At 63.2% G+C, this 25,607-nt stretch carries 21 protein-coding genes and 2 riboswitches; of the genes, 11 read left to right on the plus strand and 10 right to left on the minus strand.

What is annotated here, in order from left to right; translation table 11 throughout:
- Positions 1–114 precede the first annotated feature (114 nt).
- The 5 genes from HP556_RS08605 (at position 115) to HP556_RS08625 (ending at position 6,259) form a co-directional block, all read left to right on the plus strand.
- The gene (locus HP556_RS08605; RefSeq protein ID WP_175366629.1) at positions 115–1,410 is read left to right on the plus strand and encodes an O-acetylhomoserine aminocarboxypropyltransferase; all 1,296 of its coding nucleotides are present in this window, start codon (positions 115–117) and stop codon (positions 1,408–1,410) included.
- A gap of 3 nt (positions 1,411–1,413) precedes the next feature.
- Positions 1,414–2,202, plus strand: a complete 789-nt coding sequence (locus HP556_RS08610; RefSeq protein ID WP_175366630.1) for an alpha/beta fold hydrolase — start codon at positions 1,414–1,416, stop codon at positions 2,200–2,202.
- A 46-nt stretch (positions 2,203–2,248) separates the two neighbouring features.
- A riboswitch (cobalamin riboswitch) is annotated at positions 2,249–2,452 on the plus strand.
- 32 nt (positions 2,453–2,484) lie between these two features.
- The gene (locus tag HP556_RS08615; RefSeq protein ID WP_175366631.1) at positions 2,485–4,461 is read left to right on the plus strand and encodes a TonB-dependent receptor plug domain-containing protein; all 1,977 of its coding nucleotides are present in this window, start codon (positions 2,485–2,487) and stop codon (positions 4,459–4,461) included.
- Positions 4,455–5,480: a FecCD family ABC transporter permease gene (locus HP556_RS08620; RefSeq protein WP_175366632.1), complete on the plus strand. Its 1,026-nt coding sequence runs from the start codon at positions 4,455–4,457 to the stop codon at positions 5,478–5,480. The genes HP556_RS08615 and HP556_RS08620 overlap by 7 nt, the downstream gene beginning before the upstream one ends.
- Positions 5,477–6,259, plus strand: a complete 783-nt coding sequence (locus HP556_RS08625) for an ABC transporter ATP-binding protein (protein WP_175366633.1) — start codon at positions 5,477–5,479, stop codon at positions 6,257–6,259. The genes HP556_RS08620 and HP556_RS08625 overlap by 4 nt, the downstream gene beginning before the upstream one ends.
- Positions 6,260–6,271: 12 nt before the next feature.
- On the opposite strand, the gene cobD is transcribed toward HP556_RS08625, so the two are convergent.
- A complete protein-coding gene (gene cobD / locus HP556_RS08630) occupies positions 6,272–7,258 on the minus strand; it encodes a threonine-phosphate decarboxylase CobD (protein WP_175366634.1) in 987 nt (328 codons plus the stop codon).
- 9 nt (positions 7,259–7,267) lie between these two features.
- On the opposite strand from cobD, the gene HP556_RS08635 reads away from it, so the two are divergent.
- Both HP556_RS08635 and cbiB read left to right on the plus strand, forming a co-directional pair.
- The gene (locus tag HP556_RS08635) at positions 7,268–8,131 is read left to right on the plus strand and encodes an ABC transporter substrate-binding protein (protein ID WP_175366635.1); all 864 of its coding nucleotides are present in this window, start codon (positions 7,268–7,270) and stop codon (positions 8,129–8,131) included.
- Positions 8,131–9,099 carry an adenosylcobinamide-phosphate synthase CbiB gene (gene cbiB / locus HP556_RS08640; protein ID WP_175366636.1) on the plus strand — a complete coding sequence of 323 codons (969 nt, stop codon included), beginning with the start codon at positions 8,131–8,133 and terminating at the stop codon, positions 9,097–9,099. Before HP556_RS08635 ends, cbiB begins: the two co-directional genes overlap by 1 nt.
- Here cbiB and HP556_RS08645 read toward each other — a convergent pair.
- From HP556_RS08645 to HP556_RS08670, 6 genes are read right to left on the minus strand one after another with little or no spacing between them, the layout of a single operon-like run.
- Positions 9,072–10,559 carry a cobyric acid synthase gene (locus HP556_RS08645; protein ID WP_175366637.1) on the minus strand — a complete coding sequence of 496 codons (1,488 nt, stop codon included), beginning with the start codon at positions 10,557–10,559 and terminating at the stop codon, positions 9,072–9,074. The two genes, cbiB and HP556_RS08645, sit on opposite strands and share 28 nt — an antisense overlap.
- On the minus strand, positions 10,559–11,185 hold the full coding sequence (cobO, locus tag HP556_RS08650) for a cob(I)yrinic acid a,c-diamide adenosyltransferase (protein WP_175366638.1): 627 nt from the start codon (positions 11,183–11,185) through the stop codon (positions 10,559–10,561). The genes HP556_RS08645 and cobO overlap by 1 nt, the downstream gene beginning before the upstream one ends.
- Entirely contained in the window at positions 11,182–14,904 is a 3,723-nt protein-coding gene (gene cobN / locus HP556_RS08655) for a cobaltochelatase subunit CobN (RefSeq protein WP_175366639.1), read from the minus strand. The genes cobO and cobN overlap by 4 nt, the downstream gene beginning before the upstream one ends.
- A 15-nt stretch (positions 14,905–14,919) precedes the next feature.
- Positions 14,920–15,933 (minus strand): cobalamin biosynthesis protein CobW, encoded by a 1,014-nt coding sequence (cobW, locus tag HP556_RS08660; RefSeq protein ID WP_175366640.1) that lies wholly within the window; start codon positions 15,931–15,933, stop codon positions 14,920–14,922.
- Entirely contained in the window at positions 15,934–16,464 is a 531-nt protein-coding gene (gene cobU / locus HP556_RS08665; RefSeq protein ID WP_089265283.1) for a bifunctional adenosylcobinamide kinase/adenosylcobinamide-phosphate guanylyltransferase, read from the minus strand.
- Positions 16,461–16,910 carry a DUF1636 family protein gene (locus HP556_RS08670; RefSeq protein WP_089265284.1) on the minus strand — a complete coding sequence of 150 codons (450 nt, stop codon included), beginning with the start codon at positions 16,908–16,910 and terminating at the stop codon, positions 16,461–16,463. The genes cobU and HP556_RS08670 overlap by 4 nt, the downstream gene beginning before the upstream one ends.
- Before the next feature lie 109 nt (positions 16,911–17,019).
- Positions 17,020–17,210, minus strand: a riboswitch (cobalamin riboswitch).
- A gap of 98 nt (positions 17,211–17,308) precedes the next feature.
- Here HP556_RS08670 and cobT point away from each other — a divergent pair.
- The gene (cobT, locus tag HP556_RS08675; RefSeq protein WP_175366641.1) at positions 17,309–18,364 is read left to right on the plus strand and encodes a nicotinate-nucleotide--dimethylbenzimidazole phosphoribosyltransferase; all 1,056 of its coding nucleotides are present in this window, start codon (positions 17,309–17,311) and stop codon (positions 18,362–18,364) included.
- Positions 18,365–19,129 carry an adenosylcobinamide-GDP ribazoletransferase gene (gene cobS, locus HP556_RS08680; protein ID WP_175366642.1) on the plus strand — a complete coding sequence of 255 codons (765 nt, stop codon included), beginning with the start codon at positions 18,365–18,367 and terminating at the stop codon, positions 19,127–19,129.
- Here the strand turns inward: cobS and HP556_RS08685 are convergent.
- Positions 19,122–19,634: a tyrosine phosphatase family protein gene (locus tag HP556_RS08685; RefSeq protein ID WP_175366643.1), complete on the minus strand. Its 513-nt coding sequence runs from the start codon at positions 19,632–19,634 to the stop codon at positions 19,122–19,124. The two genes, cobS and HP556_RS08685, sit on opposite strands and share 8 nt — an antisense overlap.
- 270 nt (positions 19,635–19,904) lie before the next feature.
- On the opposite strand from HP556_RS08685, the gene HP556_RS08690 reads away from it, so the two are divergent.
- On the plus strand, positions 19,905–21,893 hold the full coding sequence (locus tag HP556_RS08690; protein ID WP_175366644.1) for a putative bifunctional diguanylate cyclase/phosphodiesterase: 1,989 nt from the start codon (positions 19,905–19,907) through the stop codon (positions 21,891–21,893).
- On the opposite strand, the gene HP556_RS08695 is transcribed toward HP556_RS08690, so the two are convergent.
- Positions 21,890–23,161 (minus strand): Zn-dependent hydrolase, encoded by a 1,272-nt coding sequence (locus HP556_RS08695; RefSeq protein WP_244628600.1) that lies wholly within the window; start codon positions 23,159–23,161, stop codon positions 21,890–21,892. The genes HP556_RS08690 and HP556_RS08695 overlap by 4 nt on opposite strands.
- Before the next feature lie 115 nt (positions 23,162–23,276).
- On the opposite strand from HP556_RS08695, the gene HP556_RS08700 reads away from it, so the two are divergent.
- The gene (locus tag HP556_RS08700) at positions 23,277–24,020 is read left to right on the plus strand and encodes an SDR family oxidoreductase (protein ID WP_420878658.1); all 744 of its coding nucleotides are present in this window, start codon (positions 23,277–23,279) and stop codon (positions 24,018–24,020) included.
- A gap of 46 nt (positions 24,021–24,066) precedes the next feature.
- Here HP556_RS08700 and HP556_RS08705 read toward each other — a convergent pair whose 3' ends face one another.
- Positions 24,067–25,140 (minus strand): NAD(P)-dependent alcohol dehydrogenase, encoded by a 1,074-nt coding sequence (locus HP556_RS08705; protein WP_175366646.1) that lies wholly within the window; start codon positions 25,138–25,140, stop codon positions 24,067–24,069.
- Positions 25,141–25,607: the final 467 nt, after the last annotated feature.

A 25,607-nucleotide genomic window follows, 5' to 3' on the forward strand; every position in this document is an offset into this window, starting at 1 on the left:
CTCCTATAAGTCGCCGCTCCGCATTTCGTTCCATCAGTTGAAATATCGCCGACTCACACTCGCATCCGATTCGTGCCATAGATGTCGCAAATTGCGTCCAGGGATAAAACGACCATGCCAGCACCCAAACCGCCTGCTTTCGAAACGCTGAGTCTGCATGCCGGCCAGCATCCGGACGCAATCACCGGCGCGCGCGCCGTGCCGATCTACCAGACCACGTCCTACGTGTTTCAGGATTCGGATCACGCCGCTGCGCTGTTCAATCTCGAACGTGCCGGCCACATCTATACGCGCATTTCAAATCCGACGACGGCGGTGCTGGAAGAGCGACTCGCCGCACTTGAGAACGGCGTCGGCGCGGTGTGCACCGCATCGGGCATGGCAGCGCTGCATCTGGCCATCGCCACACTGCTCAATGCCGGCGATCACATCGTGGCGTCGTCCTCCCTCTATGGCGGCACCATCAACTTGCTGGCCCACACGCTGCCGCGCTTCGGCATCACCACGAGTTTCGTCAAGCCGCGCGATCTCGACGCCTTCAAGGCGGCGATCAAGCCGAACACCAGACTGATCATCGGCGAAACCATCGGCAATCCCGGCCTCGAAGTGCTCGACATTCCCGCCGTTGCCGACATTGCCCATGCCGCGAAGATCCCGCTGCTGATCGACAACACCTTCGCGACGCCGTTCCTGTCGCGGCCGATCGAGCTCGGCGCGGACATCGTGATGAACTCGGCCACCAAATGGATCGGCGGCCACGGCATCGCTATCGGCGGCGTCATCGTCGACGGCGGCCGTTTCGACTGGCACGCCTCCGGCAAGTTCCCGCAACTGACCGAACCCTATGCCGGCTATCACGGCATTGTCTTCGACGAGCAATTCGGCACTGCCGCCTTCATCATGCGTGCCCGCACGGAAGGATTGCGTGATTTCGGCGCGTGTCTCTCGCCGACCAATGCCTTCCAGCTGCTGCAAGGCGTCGAGACGCTGGGCATTCGCATGGAGCGCCATATGGCCAATACCCATGCGGTGCTGGCGGCGCTCACGGCAAACAAGGCGGTCGATTGGGTGCTGCATCCGTCGCTGGAGAATCATCCGGACTATGCGCTGGCAAAACGCCTGCTGCCGCGCGGCGCCGGCTCCATCGTCTCCTTCGGCATCAAGGGCGGCCGCAATGCCGGGCGCAAATTCATCGAGGCGCTCAAGCTGACTAGTCACCTCGCCAATGTCGGCGACGCCAAGACGCTGGTCATTCATCCCGGAAGCACCACGCATCAGCAGATGGACGCCGAGCAGCTCAAGGCCGCCGGCATCGGCGAGGAGCTGATCCGGCTGTCGGTCGGCATCGAAGCCGCCGATGACATCATCGATGACCTCGCGCAGGCGCTGCGCATCTCGCAGAAGGGCTGAGCGATGCAACTCACCGTCAACGGTCACGAGACCTATATCGCGAATGGCGGCCGCGCATTCGATCCTTCCCTGCCCGTGGTCGTGATGATCCACGGCGCCGGCTTCGATCACTCGACATGGGCGCTGCATACGCGCTGGTTTGCGCATCATGGCTTCGCCGTACTAGCGCCGGATCTGCCCGGCCATGGTCGCTCACAAGGTGAAGCGCTCACGACCATCGCCGATCTCGCAGACTGGACCGCAGCATTGATCGAGGCAGCGGGCACAAAGACTGCGCGGCTGATCGGCCATTCCATGGGCTCGCTGATTGCGCTGGAGACCGCAGCGCGGCATCCCCGTAAAGTCACGCGCCTCGACCTGATGGGCACGGCAGGGACGATGACCGTCGGCCCGGATCTGTTGAAGGATGCCGAAGCCAATCAGCACTCCGCCATCGACATGGTGTCAATCTGGGGGCTCGGCTTTCGCGCCGAACTCGGCGGCAGTCTCGCGCCGGGGTTGTGGATGCATAGCGGCGCGCAGCGCGTGCTGGAAGCCACGAAGCCGGGCGTGCTGTTCGCCGATCTCAACGCCTGCAATACATACCAGAATGCGCTGACTGCTGCGGCCCAGCTCGAAATCCCGGTCACGCTCATCCTCGGCGAACGGGACATGATGACTCCCGCCAAGGCCGGCAAGATCCTGGCCGCCGCATTGAAAAACGCCCGCACGGTGATTCTGCCCGGCACTGGCCACATGATGATGGTCGAACGTCCCGACGACGTGCTCGCCGCGCTACAGCACGAGCAATAGAGTCTAGAAGTCTTCGATGACTGTTGCACCGCGCGGCGCGCTGTGCTTCCTGTCTGTCGTTATCGGTGCCTCCGCGAGGAGGTGAAACGGGAATGCGGTGCGGGGAAATATCCCCTATGCCGCGGCTGCCCCCGCAACTGTAAGCGGCCATTCCGGGTCCACAAAGCCACTGAATTTGCATCGCAGATTCGGGAAGGCGGACCGGGAGACCACCGCGAGCCAGGAGACCGGCCGGTAACGAGTTTCACACTCGTTCGACGGTGGGTCGACGGAAGGGGTTATATGACTATCCGGAATTTGGCCGCAGGCACTGCGGCCGTTGTTGTTCTGTCCTGCTCTCATAGTGCTGCGCATGCGCAGTCCAGTGCCGAGCAGCTCTCCGAAATCGTGGTGACGGCGGACAGAGCACCCGAACAGCTCAATCGCACTGGCAGTTCGATTAGCGTGGTGTCGGGCGAGACCATTGCGACCAGCAATCCCGGCTCGCTGGTCGATGCGCTGCGCACTGTGCCAGGTCTCGACATCAGTGAAAACGGCGGCCCTGGCGGCACCGCGAATGTGCGCTTGCGCGGCGGCAACACCGGCCAGACGCTGGTGATGATCGACGGCATCCGCGTCAACGATCCCACCGCCGCATCGGGCGACTTCGAATTCGCCATGTTCACGCCTTCGGCGATGGAGCGCATCGAAGTCCTGAAGGGCCCGCAGAGCGCGCTCTATGGCTCAGACGCCATGGGCGGCGTGATCAATATCATTACCAAGAAGGGCTCGGGCCCTGCGCAAGTTAACGTGCGCACCGAAGCCGGCAGCTATGGCACTGTCATGACGCAGGGATCGCTGACCGGCACCAACGGTCCGTGGTCCTACGCTTTCACAGGTGGCGGTCAGCATTCGAACGGTTTCTCGCGTTACGGTTATCGTATCCCTGCCCTCGAAGCACGTTTTCCGAATCTCGAAAACGACAGCTTCGATCGCGTCGGCGGCTCGGCGCGCATCGGCTACGATGCAGGCGAAGGCATCCGGCTGGAATCCGGCATTGTTCATTCGTTCACGCGCGCAGCCTACGATGCGGCCAGCGGTACATATCCAGATACAGGATCGTCCACTGACCGCCTGCTGCAAACCGTCTACGGCCGCGTTGGGATCGACTCGTTCGGTGGGGTGTTGACGCACAACATAACTGTCTCGAATACCCATACCGAGCGCTCGTTCAACGAACTCAGCTATCCACTCAGTATGCGGCCGCCGCCGGGCGCGACCGCGAGGATCTTGGATTACTGGGGCAACAGTCTCGGCGCAGAATACCAAGCGACGCTGAAACTTGGCGCTTTCGGCTCGCTGATCTACGGTGCCAAGACCCAGAGCGAAACGGCACAGACTTTCACCACGGGCATCCTTCCGACACCGACTGCAATGACCTCCACATTGGCGAAACGGCAGGACACAAATTCGGTGTTCGCGTTGTGGTCAGTCCCGATAGGAGAGCGGCTTAACATCACCCTCGGCGGCCGTGTAGATGACGTCGTCGATGTCGCTCGCTTCGAGACGTGGCGCGCGACTGCCGCCTATAACATCACGGAGACCGGGACCAAATTTCACGCCAGCGCCGGAACAGGCGCCAAGGCACCAACGCTGTTCCAGCTCTATTCACAGGCCAACGGCACCCCGTCGCTTTCCCCCGAAACGAACTTTGGCTACGATGCTGGTATCGATCAGAGCCTGTTCAACGGTCGCGTGGTAGTATCGGTCACAGGCTTCGCAACCGACTACAGCAATCTGATCAACTTTGTATCGTTTACACCTAGTGCATGCGCCGCTGACCAGAAGACGGGTTGCTATAACAACGTCGCACGCGCCGAAACCAGCGGTCTCGAAGTTGGCGCCAATGTGGACGTAATTCCCGGCCTGATGAAGTTCAACGCGGCCTACACCTATCTGCACGCGCAAGATCTCGGCAATGATACAGTGCTGGCACGTCGTCCCAAGAACTTCGCCCGCTTCGCGCTCACCATCACGCCCACCGACAAGTGGATGATCGAGCCGCGCGTTACGACCGTGTCGAAGCGCTTCAGCAGTGCCAATCAGGTCGGTCAGGTGGATGCCTATACCCGCATCGATCTCTATACCGAGTACAAGATCGATGCGAACTGGAAGGTCTTCGCCCGCGGCGAGAACATCCTGAATGAGCATTATCAGGAAGTGCTGAACTTCGGCACCACGGGACCTGCGGCTTACGCAGGCTTCAACGCCACATGGTGAGCATAGCGCCAGCAGCACGACGCCGGACGATCGCGACAATCGCGCTCGTCGGTCTCGTCACGCTGCTGGCACTCGGCTCGCTCGGCACGGGACCTGTCAAACTCTCGCCGCTGACGGTGCTCGATGCATTGTTCAGCGGCAGCAGCGATGTGCATCAGATCATCGTGCGTGAAATCCGCCTGCCGCGCGCGATTCTCGCACTTGCCATCGGCGCGATCCTCGGCCTATCCGGTGCCGCGCTGCAGGGCTTGCTGCGCAATCCCCTCGCCTCGCCGTCGCTGTTCGGCGCGCCACAATCGGCGGCCTTCGGCGCGGTGCTGATGATTTCGCTCGGCTGGGCCGATGTTCGCTCATGGGCGCTGCCTGTTGCCGGCATCACGATGGCGTTCCTGTCGGTCTTCGTGCTGCTCGGCATCGCCGGTCGCAATGCGGGTCTGCTGTTGCTGATCCTCGCCGGTCTCGCGATCTCCAGCCTTGCCGGTGCCGCAACGGCGCTGGTGATGAACCTGTCGCCCAATCCCTTTGCCGCACTTGAGATCGCGTTCTGGCTGCTCGGCTCGCTGGAAGACCGCAGCTTCCGTCACGTCACGCTGGCGCTGCCGTTCATTGTCGCCGGCGCGATCATTTTGATGAGTCAGCGCTCGGCCTTTCGTGCATTGAGCCTTGGCGAAGAGACCGCACAGAGCCTCGGTGTCCATGTGAGCCGCCTGCGCCTGCTGGTGATTCTTGGCGTCGCGCTCGGCGTTGGCGGCGCTGTCGCTGTCACCGGCACGATCGGCTTCATCGGCCTTATCGCGCCGCATCTGATGCGCCCGATCATCGGCCATGATCCCGCGCGCCTGCTGATCCCGAGCGCACTGACCGGCTCGGCGCTGTTGCTGGCCGCGGATATCGCCGTGCGCCTGATCCCATCGACCACCGATATCAAGGTCGGCGTCCTGACCTCGATCATCGGCGTGCCGTTCTTCCTCTATCTCATCATGCGCGAGCGTCGCGCCCTGGGTGGAGGCGTCGCATGAGCGATCAGGCGCTGCTGACCGCGAGCCATCTGAGCGTCACGCTCTCCGGGCGCGAGGTGCTGCACGATGTCTCGCTCTCGCTACACCGACGGCATCTCGTCGCTCTGGTCGGTCCGAACGGCGCCGGCAAGACGACGCTGCTGCGCGCATTGGCAGGATTGCAATCATCCACCGGCGCGATCCATGTCGCAGGCCATACACTGGCGTCCTTGTCGCTCCGCGAGCGCGCAAAGCGCTTCGGCTATCTGCCGCAAGGCCATGTCGTACACTGGCCCCTCGACGTGAAGGACGTCGTCGCCCTCGGCCGCTATCCGCATGGCGCGACCGATCCAGCGCGGCTGACATCATCGGACAAGGCTGCGGTCGAGCGCGCAATGCTGGCAACGGACGTCGTCGCCTTTGCCGATCGCCGCGTGACTGAGCTTTCGGGTGGCGAGCGCAGCCGCGTCGCATTGGCCCGCGTTCTCGCCGTCGAGGCACCGATCGTGCTGGCCGATGAGCCGACCGCGTCGCTCGATCCACGCTACCAGATCGACGTCATGAAGAATTTGCGCGATGTCGCTGACAGCGGCGTGCTGGTGATCGTGGTGACGCACGATCTCGGCCTCGCGGCACGTTTCGCCGATACGGTGCTGGTGATGTCCGACGGACGCCTCGCAGCCCAAGGCGCACCGCAGCAAGCGCTATCTGACGACATCGTCGCCGATGTCTTTCGTATCAGCACCTATCGCGCCGAACACCGGAACGAAACGATTATCCTGCCCTGGGCGGGAGTCTGAGCGATGTGGCGGCTATTTCGCCAGCGCAGCAGCAAGCCGGCTCAGAGCAGCCGTATCGGGCGGCAGGCCGAAGCGCAGCAGCTCATGGCTCCAGTCGAAGTGGCGGCACCAGATCTGCTGCCGGGCCAAGGCGGCATGCCATTTCAAGGCGTCGGCATGTCGCGCCAGCCGATACAGCGGCGTGCCGCCGACAATCTCGAAACCGGCATCGGCCAATACGTTGTCGAGCTTGATGCCCTGTGCGACCAGCGCGACGCGGGTCTGCGTGGCCCAGCGCTCGTCACGCAAAGCGGCCGCGCCGATGACCTGCGCCGGTCCGGAACAGGCCCATGGGCCGATGGCAGTCGCGATACGCTGCGCGATCAGCGGCGCCGCAAGCGCGAAGCCGAGACGTACGCCTGCGAGACCATAGAATTTTCCGAACGAGCGCAGGATCGCTACCGGCAGTGTCGCACACAGGCCGGCCGCGCTGATCGCGGGATCGACATCGGCGAAAGCCTCGTCAATCACAAGCCAGCCACCGCGTCGCTGCAGGGTTTCCGCAACATCGGCGAGTTCATCGCGCGTGGCGACGCGCCCGTCAGGATTGTTGGGATTGACGATCACCACATGCCTGGCATGATCCGGCAGCGCGCCGAGGCTGCCGATCACACCGACCTCGTGTCCGCCCGCGCGCCAAGCCGCGACATGTTCGTTATAGGTCGGCCCGACAATGGCAACGGCGCCAAGCGCAGCGAGATGCGGCAGCCACTGGATCAGAGCCTGCGTACCGGCAGCGGCAACGACATCGACGCTATCGGGCACATGATAAGCGCTGCGCGCGGCGGACAGCAGCGACTGTTCGTCGGCGCGCGTCGGCAGGCGTTCCCAAAGATGGCTCGGCAGGTTGGCAGGAATGGGCCACGGCCATGGATTGATCCCCGTCGAGAGATCGAGCCATTGGTCCGGCGCACCGCCGAATTCAGCCATCGCCTGCGTGAGATCGCCACCATGTTTCATGCCTGTGTCATGCCATCATATCGGGCGAAGCGCGAGAGGCTTTGGCCGCTCGCGGCTGCGACACTCGCGCTGCTCGCATGGGCGCCGCTACAGGCCAGTGCTACGGAGCAGCCACGCATCGCCTCGATCAATCTCTGCACCGATCAACTGCTCGTCACCCTCGCCGATCCCGAGCAGATTTTGGGCCTCAGCCCCTATGCACGCGATCCGTTCCGTTCGTGGGACAAGGACAAGGCGAAGGCGTTCCGCCTACTGTCCGGCGAGGCCGAGGACGTGCTAGCGCTAAAGCCGGATGTCGTTGTTGCCGGCCGCTTCACCAAGCGCGCGACCCGTGAACTCCTGAAGGACAAGGGACTGAAGGTCACCGAATTCGATCCCGCCCGCTCGCTCGACGACGTCAAGAAACAGCTCCGCCAGATGGGCGCGCTGGTCAAGCATCCGGAGCGTGCTGAAGCCGAAATAGCGAAACTGGATACTGCAATCGCGCAGGCCCATGCCGCCGTACAGCGCAAACCGTTGCGCGTGCTGGCGGTGTCGCGGCGCGGCTGGGTGTCCGGCGGCGAGAATCTCACGACGTCGCTGCTCTCGGCCGTCGGCCTGCGCAATGCCGGCGGCGAACTCGGCCTCAAGGCCGGCGGTTTCGCCTCGCTGGAGGCGATCGTCACGCTGAGGCCCGATCTGCTGCTGGTCACCGATAATACTGATTTCGCCGAAGACGAAGGCCGCGCCTTCCTGCTGCATCCCGCACTGGAGACATTCTATCCGGCATCGAAGCGACTGGTTCTGCCCGAGCGCCTCACCGCCTGCGGTGGCCCGACCATGGTCGAAGCACTCGACCGATTGACCACCGAAATCAACCGCGTGGCCCCCTGATGCTGGTGGATGGCGACGCGCTCCTCCTGGTGGTCGCGGCGCTGCTGCTCGATGCCATGATCGGCGATCCCGACTGGCTGTGGCGCCGCGCACCGCATCCCGTGGTCTGGATCGGCAACGGCATCGGCTGGCTGGAACACCGACTCAACCTCGAGAGCTGGTCGGGACGGCAGCGCAAACTGGCCGGTGTCGTCACCATCATCGCGCTGGTCAGTGTCGTAATGCTTGTCGGCGGACTGCTCGCCGATCTCCTCAACGACAACTGGATCGGCTTTGCAATCGAAGCCCTGGTTGCCTCGACACTGATCGCCCAACGCAGCCTGTATCAGCATGTGGCCCGCGCGCGTCGCGCTTTCACCGAGGGTGGATTGCCGGCGGCGCGACAGGCCGTCGCCATGATCGTCGGCCGCGATCCCGAGCGGCTCGACGCCGCCGGCGTCGCGCGTGCAGCGATCGAATCCACCGCCGAGAATTTCTCCGACGGCATCATCGCGCCGGTATTCTGGCTAGCGCTGTTGGGGCTGCCCGGCCTGATCGCCTACAAGGCCATCAACACGGCGGACTCCATGATAGGTCATCGCAGCACGCGCTATCAGGATTTCGGCTGGGCCGCCGCGCGGCTCGACGATCTCGTCAACCTGATCCCGGCACGGCTGTCGGGATTGCTCATTGCTATCGTCGCGCCGATCGTGCGCGGATCGATCATCGCATCATTGAAGATCATGATGCGCGATGCCGGAAAGCATCGCTCGCCCAATGCCGGCTGGCCGGAAAGTGCCATGGCTGGCGCGCTCGGGATCGTAATCGCTGGACCGCGCGTCTATGCCGAGGGCGCGGTCAACGATCCCTATCTCAATGCGGAAGGGCGTGTCGCCGCGCCTGATGACATCGATCGGGCACTTCGTATGTTCGTCGCAGCCTGCGTGTTGCAGGCGGTGATCTATGCCGCGCTGGCGCTGCTGCTCTGACGGCTGCGGGCAATCTCGATCAGCCGATCGATATCGAGATGTTTTTCGCAATGATCGGCCAGCGCATCCAGCGCGGCTTCGATCTCTGCGTCATAGGCCAGCGACGATGCGATGCCGAGATTGGCCAGCCATGCCTTGCGAAACGCGTCGCCGGTGAACAGGCCGTGGATATAAGTGCCCTGCACCCGTCCATCGACTGACGCAGCACCATCGGGGCGTCCATCGATCATGATCAGCGGCCGCGCGCAGTCGTCCCCTTCGCTGCGGCCGAGATGGATCTCGTAGCCTTCGATCGCGGCGCCCGTCGCGCAATGCGTACCGGATATCAGCGTGGTGGATTTATCCGCGCTCATCAGCGTCGCGATATCAAGCAACCCGAGGCCATCGACCGACCCGGGCGAACCATCGACACCATCGGGATCGGCAATCGTCTTACCCAGCATCTGGTAGCCTCCGCACAGGCCAAGCACGTGACCACCGCGGCGCACATGCGCCTTGATATCGATGTCCCAGCCCTGCGCACGCAGGAAGGCGAGATCGCCGATTGTGGATTTGCTGCCCGGCAGGATGACCACATCCGCATCACCCGGAATCGCTTCACCAGGGCGCACGAAGACAAGCTTCACGCCGGGCTCCATGCCGAGCGGATCAAGATCGTCGAAATTAGCGATCCGCGCCAGCACGGGCACCGCGATGATGCGGGTCGATGACGAGGCATGGGTGCGATCAAGATCGACCGCATCTTCGGCCGGCAGAAACGCCGCCTGCGGCAGCCATGGCAACACGCCGATAGAGGGCCAGCCCGTCAGCCTCGTGATCGCCGTGAGGCCGTTATCGAACAGACTGGGATCGCCGCGAAACTTGTTGACGATGAAGCCATGGATACGCGCGCGCTCCTCGGGTTCAAGCACCAGATGCGTGCCGGCCAGGCTGGCAATGACGCCGCCGCGATCGATATCGCCGGCGAGCACGACGGGAATATCGGCCGCGGCAGCAAAACCCATATTGGCGATGTCGCCGGCGCGTAGATTGATCTCCGCAGGGCTGCCGGCCCCTTCGACGAGAACGATGTCCGCCTGATCGGCGAGCAGCGAGAAGCTCTCGAGAACAGCGGGCAACAGCGCCGCCTTCTTCTCCAGATAATTCTTCGCCCGCAACGTGCCCCAGCGCTGGCCCTGCACGATCACCTGGGCGCCGGTGTCGGTCTCCGGCTTCAGCAGAACGGGGTTCATATGAACGCTCGGCTGCAGCCTGGCGGCGCGCGCCTGCACCGCCTGCGCGCGGCCGATCTCGCCGCCATCGACGGCAACGGCCGCATTGTTCGACATGTTCTGCGGCTTGAACGGTGCCACCTTCAAGCCACGCCGCACCAGTGCCCGCGCGAGGCCAGCGACGATCGTCGACTTCCCGGCATTAGAGCCGGTCGCCTGGATCATCAGCGCAGGCGTATTCAGGTTCATCAGAATTCGATGCCCTTCTGGCCTTTAATACCAGCCCGGAACGGATGCTTGATCAGCGTCATCTCGGTGACCAGATCGGCCATCTCGATCAGCTCGGGCTTGGCGTTCCGGCCGGTGATGACCACGTGCTTGTCGGCCGGCTTCTCGTCGCGCAGGAAGGTCAGCACCTCATTGAGGTCGAGATAGTCGTAACGCAGCACGATGTTGAGTTCATCGAGCAGCACCAGACGATGGCGGTCATCGCGGATCATTTCCTTGGCGCGCTCCCAGCCCGCGGTCGCGGCAACAATGTCGCGTTCGCGGTCCTGCGTGATCCAGGTGAAGCCCTCGCCCATGATGTGCAGCGTGACGAGATCCGGGAAGGTCTTCAGCAGCCGCGCTTCGCCAGTGTCCCATTCCGGCGACTTGGTGAATTGAACGATACCGACCGGATAGCCGTGACCGATATGGCGGAACACCATGCCGAGCGCTGCAGAAGTCTTGCCCTTGCCGGTGCCGGTGTGAACGATCAAGAGGCCCTTCTCGCCGACCTTGGTCGCCATGATCTTGTCTTTCGCCGCCTTGTGCTTGGCCGCCTTGATCTTGTGGCGGGCATTTTCTTCGTCGTCGTGAGCGGGTTCGGTCATGCGATTTCCTTTGCGATCTCTGTATGTGCCTGCGGCAGAAGTTCGGCAATCAGATCGGCAGCGCGATTGGAACGCGGTGTCCACAGATCCCGGCGAATGGCTTCGGCAAAGCGCGCCGCCGTCTCACGCAGTGCCGCGGGATTGGCAGATGCCATAAAGCCGCGAACTTCGTCATTTTCCAAATAGGAGGTGAACAGCTGATCGAAATGGTGATTGGCGACCGCATTGGTGGAGGCCGCGAAACCGAACAGATAATCAACCGTAGCCGCGATCTCGAACGCACCTTTGTAGCCATGGCGCATCACGCCGGCGATCCATTTCGGATTGGCGCCGCGGCCGCGCACCACGCGCGAGATCTCATGCGCCAGCGGCCGGGCAATCGGCGCTTCGGGGCGCGACGTATCGATATGGGCGATGCGCGGCGCCGAGCCACGCAGCGTCTGCACCGTCGCCGCGAGGCCGCCGATGAACTGGTAATAGTCGTCGGAATCCAGAATGTCGTGCTCGCGATTGTCTTGCGCCTGCGCGACGAGATCGACGCCCCTCAGCCGTTCTGCGAATTCGCCTCGCGCGTCCTCGCCATCGGTTCCACCGCCATAGGCATAGCCGCCCCAATCGAGATAGACCTCGGAAATGTCGGCACGATTACTCCAGCCACCCTCATCCATCAGCGCCTGCAGGCCCGCACCATAAGCGCCAGGCTTGGAGCCGAACACACGGCGCGTCGCCTGTCGCCGTGCGATCTCGCAGGTCATGCCACCAGCTTCTAGCGTACGGGCACGCGCGCGGACATTGGCCGCAATGGGATTGGCGTCATCGGGTTCGTCGAGTTCGGCCACAGCGCTCACGGCGGAGCCGATGATGTCCATCTGGGTCGGGAATGCATCGCGGAACAGGCCGGAGACACGGAAGGTCACATCCACGCGTGGGCGCTTCAGTTCCGACAGTGGCGTGATCGCAAAGCCGGTGACACGGCCCGAGGTTTCCTCCCACAGCGGGCGCGCGCCAATCAGCGCCAATGCCTGCGCGACATCGTCACCGCCGGTGCGCATATTGGCCGTGCCCCAGGCCGACAGCGCAATCGCGCGCGGCCATTCGCCGGCCTCCTGCCAATAGCTCTCGACCAGCCGTTCGGCCGCCAGTTGCCCGATGCGCCAGGCGGATGGCGTTGGCACGGCGCGAACGTCGACGGCGAAAAAATTGCGCCCGGTCGGCAGCACATCGGGGCGTCCACGCGTCGGCGCGCCAGATGGACCGGGCCGCACGAACTGACCGTCGAGTCCTCCGAGGAATGCGGCCGTCTCCGCGTCCCCGCAGGCATCGATGGCGGGTCGCAATGTCGTAGTGATCCAGCCGAGCACTTCGGCAGTGCGCGTCCAGGTGGGATCGCAGGGCAGCTCGCCGGAGACAAGTTGCAGCGCCAGCCCTTCGATTCGTTCGACGGTGTCACCTGTGGTGCGCCACACTGCATCGCTGACATCGGCAAGAACGCCGGGGCGCGGGCCGAGATAGTCATCGGCCATATCACGGGTGAGCGGGTCGAACGTGCCAAGACCGAGATCGGCAGCCAATGCGCGATGCAGTGACGCATCCTGCGGCTTGATGTCCGAGCGCGGCAGGCGCGCGATGGATACAAGGAGATCATTGCGCTGCGCGTCCTCAGGCACGCGGCCAAATATGTGCAGTCCGTCGCGGATCTGCATCTCCTTGAGATCGCACAGATGGGCGTCGAGCGCGCGCAGCGCCTCGCCCGTCGGCGTGTCGCGAGTGACATTGACGTCGGCATCGATCTGCTGCGCGCGGGCGAGCGACAGGATGTCTTCGGCGATCACGGCAGCGCGCTTGGGATCGAGATCGGTCGCCATGGCATATTCGTCGACCAGATTCTCCAGCCGCGCCAGATCGTCGTGCAATTCGGCCCGCGTCATCGGTGGTGTCAGGTGATCGATGATCACGGCGGAGGTGCGGCGCTTGGCCTGAATGCCCTCGCCGGGATCGTTGACGATGAACGGATAGAGATGCGGCAGCGGACCGAGTACGGCATCGGGCAGACAATCGGCTGACAGACCGGCGCTTTTCCCCGGCAGCCATTCGAGATTGCCGTGCTTGCCGAGATGCACCACCGCATGGCTATCAAAGCCGCGGCGCAGCCAGAGATAAAAGGCGAGATAGTGATGCGGCGGTACCAGATCGGGATCGTGATAGGTGCTCTTGGGATCGATATTGTAACCGCGTGCCGGCTGCACACCGACAGCGATATTGCCGAAACGATGCAGGCCGAGACGGAATGCACCGTCGACCACATGCGGATCGTTCTCAGCTTTGCCCCAGCGGGACTCAATAGCCAGCCGCACATTGGTCGGCAGCGTCGCAAAGGCCGCGTGATACTCAGCCAGCGGCCACGTCACGCCACCGCTTCGCTCCGCGCGACCGGCAAGCGCATTCGTTGGACCCTGTTGCAATAGCTGCATCATGGCGGCCGTCGTGTCAGGCGCGTCACCAGTGCCGTAGCCGGCTTCGCGCATCGCGGCGATCACATCGATCAGGCTCTGCGGCGTATCGAGGCCGACGCCATTGGCAAGGCGTCCATCGCGATTGGGATAATTGGCCAGAATCAGCGCGACGCGTCGTTCGCACGCCGCAGCGCGGCGCAAGCGCACCCAGGCGCGCGCCAGATCAGCGGTCGCATCAATCCGATCCTGCACCGGCTGCAATGTTGTCGGCGCAAAACCGCCGTCGCTGGCGCCACGTTCCTTGAAGGCGATGGCATTGGCGAAGATGCGGCCATCGACTTCCGGCAACACCACATGCATCGCCAGATCGCGCGGCGTCAGGCCGCGAGTAGAGGCTTCCCAGCTGGCGCGCGAGATGCCGGCCTGCGCGACCTGCAGAATCGGACAGCCTGACGCCGACAACACGCCGGCATCGTCATGCGCGGTCGCAGTGGCGAAGGCCGTGGCGTTGATGATGATATCGGGCGGATAGGCCGCAAGCGCGGCGCGCAGGAAAGCCGCGGAGCGCTCATCCTTCAGGCTCGTGACGTAGAGGCAGGCCGCGTTGAGGCCGCGCGCGTCGAGCGACCGACGCAATGCATCGATTGCCGCTGTATCGCCGCCAGCCACCAGCGCGCGGTAGAAGATCACAATCGCATTCGGCCGGTTATCCCCCGCGGGTTCACCCGGCCAGAAGCCGGCCGAAGGCATCGGCCGCGCAACAGGCGGCTCCTCTCCGTGACCGATCAGATGCGCGGCATAACGCAGTGCCAGCTGCGCGTTGTCGACGCCGCCCTCGCTGCAATAGCGCCACAACGCATGGGTTTCGTCGCTGCTGACCGTGCCGCGGGCGGCCAGTTCGGCATTCCAGTCCATCTCGCCGGGCAGACAGGCGAACTTGCTACCGCGGCTCAGCGCGTCGCTGCGCAGGCTTTCGACACCATGGGGCCAATAGCTGATGCCGCCGAGCATGCGCAGCACCACGATCTTCGCCTTGGCCAGCGTCCGTTCGACATAGAGATCGACCGACGCGGGATGGCCGAGCGCCAGCATATTCGTGAGCCGTACGCTCGGGAAATCGTCCGATAGCGTCGCATGCGCCGCATTGAACGCCGCCAGATCACTGTCTGCCGCAGACAGCACGACGATATCGGCGGTGTCCTGCCCGAGATCGCGGGCGACGTCGCCGTCATCAATGCTGCCGGAGGTATCGAGCTTCAGATGCATGCGGGTGAACCTGCGTTACCCGGCGAGTGCCTTTCGCACGGCGTCGCCGTCGAATCCCTTGAGGCCGATGACCACCAGATGCTCGGCCTGCATCACGTCCGGCCGGGCGAAGGCGAGTTCAACGCGAGCGCCGACGGCCTGCACCACGATCGGCGCGGGCTTGTCCGTAATGCGTGCATGACCCTTCACGCGCAGCACGCCATCGAGACCAAGCGCGTCGCTGATGCGCGCACGCATCGCGTCGATGCTCGCAGCAGCGGTGGGTTTGACGACGATGCTGTCGAAATCGTCATGGTCGTGTTCTTCCTCCTCGCCGTGATGACCGACACGGGCGGCCATATCGTCCTCAGCGGCAGCGTTGAGCCCGATCAGCACCGATGGCGCGAGATCGCCCTTGGAGCGCACGATGCTCACGCCGGGACGCAGCACGGCTTTGAGCTTGATCTCGATCTCGGCGAGTTTTTCCGGAGCGACGAGATCGCTCTTCGACAAAACCACCAGATCAGCGCAAGCGAGCTGGTCCTCGAACACTTCCTCGATGGGGTCGTCGTGTTCGATGCCTTCGTCCTTGGCGCGCTGTTCGGCAACAGCGTCTTCGTCCAGCGTGACACGGCCTTCAGAGAGCGCCAGTGCGTCGACGACAGTGACGACGCCATCGACAGTGGCGCGAGTCTTCACCGCCGGCCAGGCAAAGGCCTTCAACAGCGGCTGCGGCAGCGCGAGGCCGGAGGTTTCGATGACGATGGCATCGAGTGGACGCTCGCGCGACAGCAGCTTATCCATGGTCGGCACGAAGTCGTCGGCGACGGTGCAGCAGATGCAGCCATTGGTAAGCTCGACGATATCGCCGGGCGCACAGGCCTTTGCCGCGCATTCCTCGACCAGACCGCCATCGAAACCGGCATCGCCGAACTCATTGACGATCACGGCGATGCGGCGGCCATCGGCCTGGGTCAGCAGCGAGCGCAGCAGCGTGGTCTTGCCGGCGCCGAGAAATCCGGTGAGGACGGTGACGGGAACGCGGGACATTCAATTCTCCTGGGAACGCTTGAGCCAGAGCGGAAGCCCGGCGGCAATGAAAGCAACATTCGGCACGGCGGCCGCGATGATCTGGTTGAGGCGGCCCTGCGCATCGCGAAAGGCACGGCCGAGCGGCGTTTCCGGCACGAGGCCGAGGCCAACTTCGTTGGACACGAAAACGATCGGATAGCGCGAGACATCGAGGAAGCGCACCAGACGCTTCGCCTCGATCTCCGGATCGCGCTCGGCAAACATCAGATTCGACAGCCATAGCGTCAGGCAATCCACCAGCACGACGCGGCCGACCGTCGCCTCGCGCGTCAGCGCATCGACCAGCGCCAGCGGCTCTTCCACGGTGATCCAGCCTTCGCCGCGCTGCTTGCGATGCTGCGCGATGCGGGCATGCATCTCGTCGTCACCGGCCGTTGCAGTCGCAAGATAGACTTTGGTCAGGCCGATGCCATCGACCAGCCTCTCGGCGAAAGTTGACTTGCCGGACCGCGCACCGCCCAGCACCAACGTGGTCGAGACCGCGGTCATTTCGGCGCACGCCCATCTTCAGGCGACCAACGCATCGGCGGCACGCGCGCGACCATGCCCTTGCGCAGCACCTCGGCGCGCTCGCGCCATGGCACCAGGCCGTAGTCGGCCTTCTGATAGGACTCCACGAAAGACACCAGCGCCGCGCTGCCGCTATCGGTCTGCAGATCGCCGAACAGGAACGTGTAGCCATCAGGGCTCGTCACCGCGACGGTTGCTGGCCGCTTGCAGACGCTGAGACACTGCACCGGACGCACCATCACGGCGGCATCGCCATCGCCGAGCGCGGCCTTCACCGCATCGAACATGTCCGGCCCGACGATCGTGCCGGTTTCGGCGGCCTTGCAGCTGATGCACACACTCACGACAACGGGACCAGCCGGCACGGGGCGCGGCGGTTCGACCGAAATTTGTTCGCCAGAGATATCGGCGCTGTCGTGATCCATTACATGCTCAGTTCATGCCCTCGCGGGCCTACGAGCTTTGTTGGATCGCGCCGACAGCATGGCCGTCAGTTCGCTCCCGTCCGGTGCACCCCGCCCCGACGACGCCTCCAAAGCACAGTTCGTGATGGCAGGTCTCCTGGCTTGCGAGTCACAGCCTGTTGCCGCCTTCCCAAGAATTCTGAAGAATTCCCAGTGGCACCGGCGCGGGCTCGTCGCTTACAGTTGCGGGGGCAGCGCCGGCCTCAAACCGGCTTCCCTATTCACCTTCCACGCGGAAGGACCATCGCAAAAGACGCTATCTGCCGGGTGCGCCGGGGTCAACCGCGCCGACGGACTGCCGCCCGGACCTGTTGACCTTGCAGGTCGTCTTGCGTCAGTTAGGCCGCGAAAGGAACCCTATGTCCGCCCATTCTCAGTCCTTGTGGCAGCCGCCCGCCATTGCGCCCGTTGACCCGCAGATCGCGGCAGGAATCCGCGCTGCCATCGACGGCAAGGCCAAGCCGCCGGGGTCGCTGGGGAGAATCGAGGACCTGGCGCTGCAGCTCGGCATGATCCGGCATCCGGGCGAGCCCCGCGGCGACAATGCCGTGCTGCTGGTCTTCGCCGGAGATCACGGACTCGTAGCCGAAGGCGTGTCGCAATATCCGTCGGCGGTCACGGTCGCGATGGTGATGACCTATCTGGCCGGCCGCGCCACGGCCAATGCTTTCGCCGCGGCCAATGACATCGGTGTGCGCGTGATCGACATCGGCGTCGCTGCGGAACTGCCTGTCCATCCGAAGCTGATCGACGCTAAGGTCCGCATGGGTACGGCGAATGCCGCGCGCGAGCCAGCGATGACGGCAGAGCACGCGGCCGATGCGCTGACGCGCGGCTTCAGAATCGCCGTCGGTGAGATCAAGGCCGGCGCAGACATCATCGCGCTCGGCGAGATGGGAATTGGCAACACGGCCTCCTCGGCATTACTGGTACATCGGCTCGGCCCGGCACCCCTGAATGATTGTATCGGCGTTGGCGCCGGGCAGGATGATGCCGGCATGGCGCGCAAGCGCGCGGCGATCACGAAGGCGGCAGCGCGCAGCGACGCAACTGCGCCACTGGATGTGCTGGCCCAATTAGGCGGACTGGAAATCGCGGGCATGGCCGGAGCGATCCTCGGCGCAGCTTCGCAACGGCGGCCGGTGATCATCGACGGCTTCATCTCCAGCGCCGCGGCACTGCTCGCCGTTCGCCTATCCCCGGCTGCACGCGACTACTGCGTCTTCGCACACCGCTCGGCCGAACGCGGCCATGACATCGTGCTGAACGCGCTCGATGCCAAGCCGCTACTCGATCTCGGCTTGCGGCTCGGTGAAGGCACCGGCGCGCTGCTTGCGGTGCCGTTGGTCCGCGCCGCCGCGCGCATGCTGACCGACGTTGCGAGCCTCGACGACGTGCTGGCCGGAAAGATCTAGATGAGGCTGGATCCGCATCTTTTGAATGCGATCCGTTTCCTGACGGTGCTGCCGGTACCGGCAACTGTCGACGCGCAAGGGCCTGACTGGCTTGCGCGTGCAATGAAGTATTTTCCGGTGGTCGGCGCCGGCATCGGCGCTGCATCCGCAATCGTGTTTCTCGTTGCCGGCGAATTCTGGTCACCGCTGATTTCTGCCCTGCTGACGATCACGACAAGCATCGCCCTGACCAGCGCGCTGCATGAAGACGGCCTCGCCGACACAGCCGACAGTTTCGGCGGGGGCTGGACTGTCGAGAAGCGCCTTGCGATCATGAAGGACAGCCGCATCGGCACTTACGGGGCGCTGGCACTCGGCCTCGGCGTGGCACTGCGTATCGCGGCGCTGGCAACATTACCTGTCTGGGCAGGCGCGGCAGCGCTCTTTGCTCTTCATGCCGCAGCACGCGCCATGCCGGCCTTCGTGATGAACCGCCTGCCCTATAGCGGCGATACCAGTGCGATGAAGGTCACTTACGCCGAGGCGCCCGTGCGATTTGAGGAATCGTTGTTTGCACTTGGTGTGGTTGTGCTTGCAGCAATCCCGCTTGCGCTCGTCTCGGTCGCATCGCTTTTTACGGGTCTTCTGCTCGGCGCAGCGCTCGCCGCACTGCTCGCACTCTGGTCGCGTCGTCTGATCGGTGGTTACACCGGCGACGTGCTCGGTGCCGTCGAGCAACTCTTCGAGATCGGATTTCTTCTCGGCGTTGCGGCCCTGATCAGATAGGCCAGTTCAGCGGCAATCGATAAGGCTCACCTTCAAAAGCGTCCGCACCGCGGCCGATGCGTGCGATGGCTTCGACCATGCGGCCGTCGCGGCCAAGCTGTTCGTCGGCCAATTGCACCATCAATTTGTTCGGCGTCACATAAGGCGAACGCTTGCGTAGTTCATCTGCAATCGCCGTCTCATAGCCAGGATTGCGATCGCAGGCGATGGCGTAAGCCGCAGCGCTGGAACGGCTGATCCCTGCCCAGCAATGAATGAGCATCGGGCGATCAGCGATGCTGCCGCGGCCGAATTGAAGAATGGCATCCACGACGTCGGCATCGGGCGCGATCAGGTCCGGCGTTGCTTCGACGATATCGTGAAAGGTTAGCTCCACATGCCGCTCACGCGCCAACCCGCTCCAGTCGCGCTCACTCGTTGTGGGCGACAGAAGGGTCAGCAGATCGAAGGCCGGCAGCGTGTCTGCCACAGCAGCAAGGCCTCCGAGCGAGCTCACATAGATCATTCGAACACCCTGCTCGCTGTCGTCATGTCCTTCCTCTCACCCACGGCGAATGGACCTTCTTCAACCTCATGCCGCTGCGATGTCGCTGATGCAAGGTCGGTTTCTTAATACCACCCCCGACCTTTTCGCACTTGCACAATCGTAAATCGAGAAAATACACCAATCAGAACAATCGGTTACTCGCTCGAACTTTAGACAACCGAGGCAGGCCAATCTTAAAGAAGTTGCGATAGGTATCTAACTCACGAGTGCAGAGTCCAGGACGGTACGATGCTGAACTACTTCGAAATGGCGGCATCGCAAATCGGAACGATCTTCCGCGTGCCGCGCGAAAACCCCGAACTGGTGGAGGCGAAACTCGCTGCCTTCACCCGTCAGGTGCCGATGATGTATGCGCTGGTGGTCGTTAACACGACGGCACTTGCGATTACCTTTTATGGTACTGCGCCACATCTGCTTACCGTCTATCTCCCTGCTGCATTCGATGCAATCTGTGTGATCCGGATACTGAGCTGGTTGAGAGCGCGGAACACCACCCTGTCACTCAACCAGGCCGTCGAGAAGCTCACCGGCTCGATCATCTTTGCAGGCATTCTCGGCGTCGCGTTCACTGCCTGGAGCCTCAGCCTGTTTCCCTATGGCGACGCCTATAGCAAAAGCCACGTTGCGTTCTTTATGGCCGTTACATCGATCGGCTGCGGTTTCTGCCTCATGCATCTGCGCGCGGCAGCGCTGATCGTGATGGCGCTGGTTGTCGTGCCTTTCGCGTTCTTTTTCGGCTCCAGCGACAATGTCGTCTTCGTCTCCATCGCCTTCAACTTCGTCGTGGTTATCGGGGCCGTTCTCTTCATGCTGCTCGGCAATTACTCCGATTTCGAGAAGCGGGTGAATTCGGAGAAGGCGCTGCGTATCAAGCAGGCTGAGCTGCAGGTGCTGAGCGACAAGAATTTCCGGAATTCGAATATCGACAGCCTCACCGGTCTCCGCAATCGCCGGAACTTCTTTGCCGAGCTTGAGCGCGGCATTGTCAACACTGAGCACAGTAGCGGCGGCCTGCTGCTCGGTATCCTGGATCTGGATGGCTTCAAGCCGATCAACGACATCCACGGACACCACACGGGTGATCGCTTGCTGGTCGAAGTCGCAGACAGACTGCGCGCACATCTCGCCCCTCACGTGTTTCTGGGCAGACTGGGCGGCGACGAATTCGTCATGTTCAGCGACCAATTGCTCGACCCGGATGCAATTGTTGAGGCGGAAGAGAGCATCGAGAACCTGTTCGACATCCCGTTCGAGATTGATGACATTACAGTCAGCATCAGCTGCTCGATCGGATATGCGGAATTTCCGGACACGGCCAGGACCGCGCAGGATTTGTTCGAGCGCGCCGATTATGCGCTGTTCTTTGCCAAGCAGCACAAGCGTGGCAAGGCGGTCCGGTTTTCTGCAGAACACGAAGCCGATATCCGCGAGGCCTCCTCTGTGAGCCGGGCCCTGGCCAGTGCCGACCTCGAACGGGAATTGTGGATCGCCTATCAGCCGATCATCGACGCGGAAACACAACAGCCCGCGAGCTTCGAAGCCCTGGCGCGCTGGAAGAGCCCGGAACTCGGCAATGTTCCGCCGATGAGCTTCATTGTCGCCGCCGAGCGCTCAGGCATGATCGGCCAGTTGACACCGTTGCTGCTGCGCAAGGCCCTCGAAGGTGCAGCGACATGGCCGGAGCATGTCCGGATTTCGTTCAACCTCTCCGCGGTCGACGTCGCCTCTCCCCTGTCGATCCTCAAGATCATTGCTGTTGTCCAGCAAAGCAAAGTGAAGGCCAGCCGCATCGACTTCGAGATTACCGAGACGGCCGTGATGGGCAATCTCGCACAAGCGACCGAAGCGCTGAATGCTCTGAAGGCTCTGGGCGCACGCATCTCGCTGGACGATTTCGGCACCGGCTATTCGAGCCTCAGCTGCATCCGCGAATTGCCGCTGGACAAGGTCAAGATCGATCGCAGCTTCATCAGCAAGATCGAGACGGATTCTGCGGCGCGCCTGATCCTGCGCACCATGCTCGGACTGTGCAACGGCCTCGGTCACGACTGCATCGTCGAGGGCGTCGAGAGCGGCGAACAGGTCGACTTCCTGAGCAAGGAGCACTGCCGTTTCATGCAGGGTTACTTCTTCGCCAAGCCCATGGGCATCGAGCAGGTCGGCGATTATCTGGCTTCTGTTCAACACGGCGTGCTGGCCGAACGCACTGCCGGCTAGTCGTTCTGTCCGTCGAGCAACCGCACCGCCTCGAACAGCGTCGCCGCCCCGACGGCCAGTTGCTCGGGCTCCGACCATTCCTCTGGGCAATGGCTCTTGCCGTCCTTTGATGGAATGAACAGCATCGCGCTGCGGCCGATATGCGACATGAAAGCCGCGTCGTGACCGGCCCCCGATGCCAGCCGCGTCGTGGAATAGCCGAGCTTGGCAGCGCTACGCCCGAGAACATCGAGCAGGTGATCGTCGCAAGGCGCGGGAGGATTTTGCGAAATCAACGCGAAACGTTCGCGTTCGACCTTGGCGCGTTTGGCGATGGCGAGGCTCTCGCGGTCGAGCAGTGCCACGAATTCATCGACCAGCGCGGCCTTCTCTGCGCGAATATCGAGGATCATGCGCGCACCGCCGGGGACGACATTCGCAGCGTTCGGGCTGATCTCGAGGATCCCCGTGGTGGCGACGAAGTGGCCCTGCTTGCGCGCCGCAAACGCATTGGCCTGCTGAGCGACGAGCAGCACGAGTTCGGCGGCGGGCAAGCTTGCATCCCTACGATATTCCATCAGCGTCGAGCCGGCGTGATCGGCGGCGCCCTTCAGCACGATCTCGACGCGGGTGATGCCGGCGATCCCGGTGACGAAACCGAGATCGAGCTTCTTGCTTTCCAACACGACGCCCTGCTCGATATGCAATTCGAGATAGCCGACGAATTCCGGCTTCGGCATGGTGGCGATGGCCGCCGGATCGCCGCCGACGCGCTTGATGGCATCGGCCAGCGTTTCACCGGCCGCGTTGGTGTAGGTCAGCATTTTCGCATCAAGTTCGCCGACCATGGCGCGGCTGCCGACGCATGACAGGCCGTATTCGCTGGGCTCCTCGGCGAGGAAATCCACGATCTCGATTGGGTGCCGCGATTTGTAGCCGGACGCCTGCAGCGCACGCACGGCCTCCAGCGCCGTGAGGATACCGGAAATGCCGTCGAAGCGGCCGCCGGATGGCACCGTGTCGGAATGCGAGCCGAGCATGATCGGCGGCAGGCCCGGAACGCTGCCTTCCAGCCGGGCGATCATGTTGGCGCCGGCATCCATGCGCACAGTCATGCCCGCAGCAATGAATTGCTCGCGCAGCCAGGCGCGCCCCTCGAGAAAGCGCTGCGAGAACGATCGCCGCGTCCATGGCTTGTCGGGATCGGTGATGGCGGCGAGCGCCATATGGTCGTCCCAGAGACGGTCCTGATCGATGGGCGGTTTGGTGTCGGTTGGCATGATCGGCATGAGGCTCATGAGTTGGCGGCACTGGCGCCGGCGCGATTATTGTTGAACACTTTGGCCATCGTGAAGCAAGAAAACGATGGACATCGTGAAGCAAGAAACGATCAGGGAGAAAATCGTGAGCAGCAAGACCAGGATCGCATGGGTGACCGGCGGCGGCACCGGAATCGGCAGAGCGGGCGCAGAGGCGCTGCTGGCGGATGGCTGGACGGTGGTCATTTCCGGCCGCCGCGCCGATGTGCTGCAGGGCGTCGCCGATGAACTCGGCGCCGGCGGCAAGCCCGTTGAAGCAATGGCGCTGGATGTCAGTAATGCCGACGACGTCAACAAGGTTGCGCAGGCCATCCTCGCCAGACATGGCCGTATCGACCTGCTGGTGAACAGCGCCGGCGTCAACCTGCCGAAGCGGAGCTGGGAAGACGTCACCCAGGACGGCTGGGACCAGATCGTCGACATCAATCTCAATGGCGTGATGTATTGCATGCGCGCCGTGCTGCCCGCGATGCGCACGCAGAAGGACGGCTGCATCATCAATGTCGCCTCATGGGCCGGGCGCATCGTCTCCAAAATGACGGGGCCGGCCTACACCGCCACCAAACATGCGGTACTGGCTCTGACCCATTCCTTCAACATGGACGAATGCGTCAACGGCTTGCGCGCCTGCTGCCTGTCGCCCGGCGAGGTCGCCACTGACATCATGAAGAACCGTCCCGTGCCGCCGAGTGACGAGGTCATGGCGCGGATGCTGCAGCCGGACGATCTCGGCAAGACCATCGCCTTCATCGCCAGCATGCCGCCGCATGTCTGTATCAACGAGGTGCTGATCAGCCCGACCTGGAATCGCAGCTTCCTGGCGATGTGAGCGCGTCAAAGGCAGCCAGCGCCCTTCGCGCTGGCCGCCGCCCGCCTCACGGCGTGATTGCGACCTTCAGCACGCCATCGCGCTGATGCGAGAACAGATCGTAGGCTTTTTCGATATCGTCCAGCCGGTAATGATGCGTGACCAGCGACGTCAGGTCGACGCGGCCGGAGGCAACGACGTTCATCAGCCGTCGCATCCGCTCCTTCCCACCGGGGCACAGGCTGGTGACAATCGTGTTATCGCCGAGGCCCGCCGAAAAGGCGCTCAGGGGAATCTGCAGATCCGTCGAATAGACGCCAAGGCTGCTCAGGGTGCCGCCCGGCCGCAGCGCGCGCAACGCCGATTCGAAAGTGCCTTGCGTGCCGAGCGCTTCGATGGCCACATCGACGCCGCGGCCGTCGGTCAGGTCCATGATCTGCTTGACCGGATCACCCTTCTTGAAATCGACGACCATATCGGCCCCGAGCCGTTTGGCGACCTCGATGCGCGCGGGTACCGTATCGACACCGATGATCGTGGTCGCGCCCATCAGCTTCGCGCCCGCGAGGGCGCAGAGTCCGATCGGCCCCAGAGCGAACACCACCACCGTGTCGCCGATCCTGATGCCGCCGCGCTCGGCGCCGGCAAATCCCGTCGACATGATGTCGGGACACATCAGCACCTGCTCATCCGTCAACGCGTCGGGCACCGGACTGAGATTGACCATGGCATCGGGTACCAACACATACTCGGCCTGCGCACCATCGATCGTATTGCCGAACCGCCAGCCACCGGCCGCCTTGAAGCCGTGCTTGGTTCCAGCGCCATCCTGCGATGAGCAGCCGCAGAGACATGCATAACTGTGACCGCTCGGCGTGATGGCGCCGGCAATGACGCGCTGGCCCTCGCGATAGCCGGTGACGGCGCTGCCGAGCTTCTCAATGATACCAACCGGCTCGTGTCCGATGGTCAGCCCTTTCGCGACCGGATATTCACCCTTGAGGATATGCACATCGGTGCCGCAGATCGTGGTGGTCGTGATGCGCATCAGCGCATCGAGCGGGCCGACGTCGGGGATCGGCTTGTCATCCAGAACGATACGCCCCGGTTCGACAAATATCGCAGCCTTCATTTTCGGCATGATCCTGCTCCTGCTTGCGACGGTGCGTCGATCGACGCGATGAGCCAATCATCTGCGCATTTTGCCGTGACCGGATTGAGGTGGATCAAGTGGAGATGCCTTTTGAATGTCTCTGAAGTGGCGGACACACAGCCGCGCTTCTGCGTTGCTCTTGATTCAATTTGTCAAACAGCCACGCCCCTTCAGACATGCGTCATCACCCCCATTGTTTGCGGCGCGGGGGCGCCGTCGTCCTTTGCATTCCCACCCTCCTGCGAGAGGGCGTGCGGAACGCCAGGTGCCCGTTGCACCCTTGGGCCTGATGCGATGCGGTCTTCCGCAATTTAGAGTGCATCAGGACTTTCGGAGGCGCCGAGCAAGTGCCCGACGTTCCGCCTGCGGTGTTTTTTCGGTTGCTTGCACTTTGCCTCGACGAACGCTCCGATCGCGAATTAAAGTCCCAAGGCGATGGGAAGGGAGCCTCAAGC

The sequence above is a fragment of the Tardiphaga robiniae genome (assembly GCF_013359755.1).
Classification (GTDB): Bacteria; Pseudomonadota; Alphaproteobacteria; order Rhizobiales; family Xanthobacteraceae; genus Tardiphaga; species Tardiphaga robiniae.